The organism is uncultured Gimesia sp. (assembly GCF_963976445.1).
Taxonomy (GTDB): domain Bacteria; phylum Planctomycetota; class Planctomycetia; order Planctomycetales; family Planctomycetaceae; genus Gimesia.
In genome coordinates, this window is the sequence record NZ_CAXBKP010000055.1 from 1 (window position 1) to 6,061 (window position 6,061).

Consider the following 6,061-nt stretch of genomic DNA (forward strand, 5'->3'; position numbering starts at 1 on the left):
CGTACCGGCTTCCACTCTTAAAATTTGGGGCCACCAACCATTTTGTCAAAGATCATTGATTTAAATCCTGTGTGCGAAAGATTTTCGCTCACCGGAAGTGAATCAGGTTTGCTCATCATAGCCATCCCTTCCAAAGAGTCAATGAACTACGTTCCGAAAATTTTGAATTCCTAATGAAATCTTCTTGGGACATAACAATATCTAACATTCCAGGCTGTTAAAATAGGCCCGATACCTTGTCAGACACTTTGTATTCTGACAAAATTAGTCCATCACTAAAAGCGTTTTAAACATAAGTACAGATCCACCGCCTCAAATAGGAGGGCTTGCTGAAGTGAGCGTTTTCAAATTTACCACCCTTTGCGTTCTATCAGTTGTTACTTATCTATCATCACAGCAGTTGATGGCGGAAGAATGGTTTGAGTTTCGCGGCCCGACCGGACAGGGTCACTCTACAGTGAAATCCCTGCCGATTGAATGGAGCCCTACCGAGCATGTCCTCTGGAAATCGGATATCCCCGGCGTAGGCTGGTCGTCTCCAATCGTAGTCGACAACAAAGTCTATGTGACAACCGCGGTCCCGATAGACACCGAAAAACTCCCCGCACAATCTCTGCGTGTGGTCTGCCTCAACCTGGAGACGGGGGAAGTCCTCTGGAACAAAGAGGTCTTTCAAGAAACCAAAGAGACCGTACAACGGATTCATAAAAAGAACAGCCACGCCAGCCCGACCCCGATTTCCGACGGCAAAGTGATCTACGTTCATTTTGGAACGTTTGGCACCGCCTGCCTGACACTGGACGGGGAAGAACTCTGGAAAACTGACGAACTCAAATATGAAATGCAGCACGGTACTGGTGGCTCACCGATTATTGTCGATGACAAGCTGATTATTATCTGTGATGGTAAAGGCAAGAACTTTATCGCCGCTTTAAACCGTAATACGGGCAAGATCGAGTGGAAGGTTGATCGCAATGTTGACAGCCGCAAAAAGTTTTCATTCGGAACCCCTTTACTCATTACCGTGAATGGCAAGCAGCAAATTGTGGCTCCGGGAACCGATGTGATTTCCGGCCATTCCCCGGAAGACGGCAAAGAGATCTGGCATCTGAATTATTCGGGTTACTCTGTGATCCCCCGCCCGATCTTCAGTCATGGATTGATTTTTGTCACCACCAGTTATGACCGCCCTTCACTGTTGGCGATTCGTCCGGACGGCAAAGGGGATGTGACTGACACCCACCTGGCCTGGTCGAACAAGAGCCAGATTCCGCACACGCCTTCATTGCTCGTCGTGGGTGACGAACTGTATGCGGTCAGTGATAAAGGGATTGCCCAGTGTTTTGATGCCAAAACAGGGGAACTCATCTGGAAAGAACGCGTGGGAGGCAACTACTCTGCTTCCCCCCTGCATGCGGATGGCAAGATTTATTTTCAAAGCGAAGAAGGCGAAACCACGGTGATCGCTGCCGGCAAGCAATACAAAGAGATCGGCCGCAATCACTTGAAAGCACCGACACTGGCTTCCTATGCCGTCGCCGGTGATACACTGTTAATTCGCACTAAGACGCAACTCTATCGGATCGGAAAATAACGACAGTCCGGTTCCGATCACATTGATATTACTGCGTTTCTGAGTGCCATGCAGACTCTGCTTGAGGAAATATGCCTCAACGGGGTCAGCCTGAAAGACACTCAAAGCGCAACCCTTATTTTTTTATTAACTCTAGAATTTGAACCGAATGTCTTCACCAGCTCCTTCAGAACAACCTGTCAAAAAAATCGTAGTTGCTTCAGACCATGCCGGCTATCGTTACAAACGCCGGATCATTGAACACCTCACAAAAGAAGGCTATCAGGTAGAAGATTTCGGTACTGATTCGACCGAGTCGGTGGATTACCCGGACTTTATTATTCCGGCTGCCAAAGCGGTTGCTGAGGGAAAATTTGATCGAGGGATTGTTCTGGGTGGTTCCGGTAACGGGGAAGCGATCGCCGCCAATCGGGTCAAGGGCATTCGCTGTGCAGTCTGCTGGAACGAAAAGTCAGCCCGTCTGGCTCGGATGCATAATAATGCCAACATGATCGCCATGGGCGAGCGGATGGTTTCAATGCACGATGTGTATGAAATCATTGAAATCTGGCTGTCAACTCCCTTTGAAGGGGGACGGCACATTCAACGGATCGAGAAACTGGATCAGTAACTCTACTCTGAAGAGAATCCTTTGTGCGTCATTGAAGCAGGTTTTCGAGAACAGCTTGTATCAGTACCCCGCTCATCGAGTAGAGGCCTGAACCAAGAAACAATAAGACGTAACCACATTCGCCCATTCATGTTACAGAAACAACATCCACTTCACCCATCGAAAAAAGAAGCAGCAGCTTTTTGTAAACGTCGTTGACTAATAAAGAAAAAGCTGTAAGCTAAAGGCATTCTTTTGACCATTTGTGTCCTTCCCCCTTTCTAAAGTACACACAATGCATTGCCGAATCATTTTCCGATTATTGTTCACCAGTTGCCTGGCTGCCTGTAGTACTCAGCCAGGCGAAACGGCTGAGCGCCCGTCTGATTTCGAAACCAAGGTCGTGCCGTTCCTGACCATTCAGTGTGTAGAATTCCCTCAGAAGCAGAACGCTTCAGGGAGCCTGTCCCTCATTACTACGCGACGGGGTTTATTAAAAGACGGCGATTCCGGAGCCGCCTTCGATTTGAAATCGCCGCCTGAAAGCCATTTACTGCAACGTGACCAGGATGGCGGAATGCTACCCGAGAAACAGGGAGCGCCGTAAAAATTGATCGCATACAAAAACAATACGGATGCCGGCGGCCGTATGAAGTATGACATTCTTGCCTGAAATCACTTTATCCATTTTTGCGAACTTACATACTGAGGAACTCCATGAGAACGTTGGTCTCTTCCCAACCCCAATTACTGAGTCAGATGAATGAGCGAATGGTGATACGCGTGTTGCGGTCGAATGGCCCGAGCTCCCGTGCTGAAGTCAAGCGATTATCGGGCGTGACCGCACCCACCGTTTCCAAGGCGGTCTCTTCTCTGTTGAAATCAGGGATGCTTGAGGAATTTGATGAAGCAGCAACTTCGCGCGGGCGTCCTGCGAAAAAACTACGCCTGGCAGAAGAAACCGCGCAGGTCTTTGGCTTGGTGATTGATGCTTCCACATGCTGCCTTGTCGCCACTGGACTGGATGGGAAGATTCGGCAGAAGACCCAGATCGAATTTAAGACTCCCGATACCTATGAAGCCTTGCTTGACAAGGTGACCGAAGAAATCAACAAACTCAAATCCACAAATGGGGTTCGAACCTGGGGAGTCGGCATCAGCCTGCCTGGCCTGCTTGATTCACACGAGGGGCGCTCGATCCTGTCGCCGAACGTACCGATTACGAATAGTCAATATATCCGGAAAGACTTATCTGAACGGACCGGTTTAGAATGCGTCGTGCTGCAGGAAACGGATGCGCTCTGTCTCGCCGAGCGGCACGCCAGCCTGGCGCGCGACATTGATGATTTCGCGATGCTGGATGCGAACACAGGAATCGGCCTGGGGGTATTCATTGAAGGCCGGCTCCTTAAAGGGAGCAGCGGCCTTGCAGGAGAAATTGGACATTTACCGATGGATCCTGAAGGTGTGAAGTGTGGCTGTGGACGCTATGGTTGTCTGGAAACAGTCGCCAGCGACACCGCTCTGGCGCGGCTGGTTTCGAAACGTATCGGTCGCGATATCGACATTCACCAGATTCTTAAACTCGTTCAAGCGGGCGAGCTGAATGTATCTGAAGAACTAGAAAGTGTCTGCAATCAACTCGCTTTTGCGCTGGTGACCGTGATCAACCTGTTCAACCCACAGACGCTGTTTATTCACAGTCGCATGTTCGATATAGACGCATCGTTTTTTGATCGTCTGATCGAAAATACGGAAACCAAGGCACTGGCTTCTTCATTTCGAGATTGCCAAATCCAACGTGCCCGAGGCAGTAAGCAGGAAGGGGCCATCGCGGGAATCATCGAGCATTTGACGGATTCCCGTATCTCCGAATCGAATCCCCACTTTCTCAAAGTCTTATGACAATGTTTTTCAGGCCTACGGTTTGCTTTTGAGATCAAACTCAAATGTAGTATGACTCGAGTCCACAGAGGCTTTGAGCGTTGATTTTTTATTGTACTGTTCAGGAATTATAGATTGCGGCTGGGTTGATGTCCCCCCTTCCTCTTCCGATTCTTCATCCGGATTTTCAGAATCCCCCTTGAATTGAATGCGTACGGTTTTATCCCCCGTCAAACAACCCGATTGTTCGGAATTGAACATCAGCTTGAAGTCGCCACTTTCATTCGTCACACCGGATGAAAATGTTCCATCACCGGCTTCAAAGGCAACAGTCGCACCGGATAACGGTTGACCATCGAGGGTGACCGTGCCTGATACATCCACCAGATCCAATTTGCTGTAGTCAGCATTAATCGAACCACCACAGCCGGCAGTCAGAATCAACAGCGAAAAGAACAGGACAGACCGGGAATCAATTCTATATCGTTTCATGCTCACGCACCCTAATAACAAAAAAATGACTATCGCAAACAACGGCCATGACCCCATGACCGTTGTTTCAAATCTGATATTCACCGGAAAATAATTCCGGATGCTTACTGTGAAATCACTTCCCGGCCAAAACGGGTTGACAGTCCCTGGTACACGGTTTTATCAATATTCTCGGAGATGAAGTGGACCGAGCCATCGGCGTATGCCATATGGCCACCACCAACGTGCCAGCTGCCGTAAGAAAGTTCCATGATGTAACCACTGGCGGAAGGGTCGGTACGGCGGGCATTCATCTTCGGATACGCAGAACCGACAAACTCGGTGAACTCAGAGCCTCCGGTACTGCCATTACAACCACAGGGATCGGTTTGCGGTGAGCCAATCACCCAGTGATCCATCGATTGACCATCCTTGCCGAATTCCGGGTCCGTTTGTGTTTCGCACAACATGAAGGTATTGGATGTTCCATCTTTGATATCAATCAAACTGACGCTACTGCAGGCAAAAAACAAGCCGTTCTGACTTACTTCTTCCAGAGACTTGGTCCCCGATACTTTAGTCGAAGCGTCATCCGAGCTAGCTTCAGATCCGGAATTTCCCAGGTAACTTGCGGTAGCACGATTAGTGATATTATTGAAGCTGTAATGCTTCCTGATCGGAGAACTGGGGCAGAACAGCACAGGAATATGAGTCGCTGCGGCGTCGGTATTGGCGGAACCAGAGTCCCAGTTACCATCGCCAGATTCCTGAAAAATCAAGGTATTATAAATATTGGCCCGATCAATCATCGGCAGAATCATGGCACTCCAGGAAGCACCGCGCTGATCCCAGCCGAAAGGAAGCACGCCATGCAGGTCATGATAGTTGTGCATGCCGATCGCAATCTGTTTCAGGTTATTTTTGCACTGCGATCGGCGGGCGGCTTCTCTGGCCTGCTGAACGGCGGGCAGCAACAGAGCAATCAAAATGGCAATAATCGCAATCACGACCAGCAATTCGATCAGGGTAAACCCTGAGCGTCGCTTCGGTGGGTTGTTTGTGAACAACATCATGTTTCCTTGTGAGAAAAGAAAATGAACTATGGAGAACGCAAAGAAAATAGCCTTGCCTTATTGGTGAAGCCGAGTCCGTTTCAAAACCTGGTTGTGAAACGTGGTCCTTTATACAATCCCATTTCGAAGTTTTAATGAAGCGATCGTAAAAACTGGGAAGAGCTGGTCTGAAATTTTTTCGATTTTCCAGACGGATCAGGATGAATCCAATCCACCCCCTGCTGGAATCTGGGATGTGTGAATTTCAGCTTAAAAAAGACGTACAAGACGCCGATCAATACCTCACCAAGAAAGCCTCACAGACAATACAGAGACCCATGCCGCTGTCTCCCGCATCAAAAAACCTTAACAAAACACCGCTTTAAGAATATTTCGTGAATTCGGCTTTAGGATTTATCGGGTAGGAGGGGGGATTTCTCCCCCCGTCCTCCCACACCACCGTGCGTACGG

General features: G+C 48.9%; 6 protein-coding genes. 4 read left to right on the top strand and 2 right to left on the bottom strand.

From position 1 onward, the window contains the following. The first annotated feature begins 334 nt into the window (after positions 1–334). The 4 genes from AAC022_RS26945 (at position 335) to AAC022_RS26960 (ending at position 4,088) form a co-directional block, all read left to right on the top strand. Complete coding sequence (locus AAC022_RS26945; RefSeq protein WP_339736402.1) at positions 335–1,594, top strand: PQQ-binding-like beta-propeller repeat protein; 1,260 nt, start codon at positions 335–337, stop codon at positions 1,592–1,594. Positions 1,595–1,742: 148 nt separating this feature from the next. Next, positions 1,743–2,204: a ribose 5-phosphate isomerase B gene (rpiB, locus tag AAC022_RS26950; protein WP_339736404.1), complete on the top strand. Its 462-nt coding sequence runs from the start codon at positions 1,743–1,745 to the stop codon at positions 2,202–2,204. A gap of 274 nt (positions 2,205–2,478) precedes the next feature. Beyond that, positions 2,479–2,790: a hypothetical protein gene (locus AAC022_RS26955; RefSeq protein ID WP_339736406.1), complete on the top strand. Its 312-nt coding sequence runs from the start codon at positions 2,479–2,481 to the stop codon at positions 2,788–2,790. A gap of 110 nt (positions 2,791–2,900) precedes the next feature. Continuing rightward, the gene (locus AAC022_RS26960) at positions 2,901–4,088 is read left to right on the top strand and encodes an ROK family protein (RefSeq protein WP_339736408.1); all 1,188 of its coding nucleotides are present in this window, start codon (positions 2,901–2,903) and stop codon (positions 4,086–4,088) included. Between the two features lie 15 nt (positions 4,089–4,103). Here the strand turns inward: AAC022_RS26960 and AAC022_RS26965 are convergent, their stop codons facing one another. Together AAC022_RS26965 and AAC022_RS26970 are read right to left on the bottom strand one after the other, a co-directional pair. Further along, positions 4,104–4,559, bottom strand: a complete 456-nt coding sequence (locus tag AAC022_RS26965; RefSeq protein ID WP_339736410.1) for a carboxypeptidase-like regulatory domain-containing protein — start codon at positions 4,557–4,559, stop codon at positions 4,104–4,106. A 104-nt stretch (positions 4,560–4,663) separates the two neighbouring features. After that, positions 4,664–5,611 carry a DUF1559 domain-containing protein gene (locus tag AAC022_RS26970; RefSeq protein WP_339736412.1) on the bottom strand — a complete coding sequence of 316 codons (948 nt, stop codon included), beginning with the start codon at positions 5,609–5,611 and terminating at the stop codon, positions 4,664–4,666. Positions 5,612–6,061: the final 450 nt, after the last annotated feature.

Bases quoted from the DNA above. Each gene is read 5' to 3' on its own strand.
- AAC022_RS26960 (WP_339736408.1), top strand. From the start codon at position 2,901: ATGAGAACGTTGGTCTCTTCCCAACCCCAATTACTGAGTCAGATGAAT.
- rpiB (WP_339736404.1), top strand. From the start codon at position 1,743: ATGTCTTCACCAGCTCCTTCAGAACAACCTGTCAAAAAAATCGTAGTT.
- AAC022_RS26955 (WP_339736406.1), top strand. From the start codon at position 2,479: ATGCATTGCCGAATCATTTTCCGATTATTGTTCACCAGTTGCCTGGCT.
- AAC022_RS26970 (WP_339736412.1), bottom strand. From the start codon at position 5,611: ATGATGTTGTTCACAAACAACCCACCGAAGCGACGCTCAGGGTTTACC.
- AAC022_RS26965 (WP_339736410.1), bottom strand. From the start codon at position 4,559: ATGAAACGATATAGAATTGATTCCCGGTCTGTCCTGTTCTTTTCGCTG.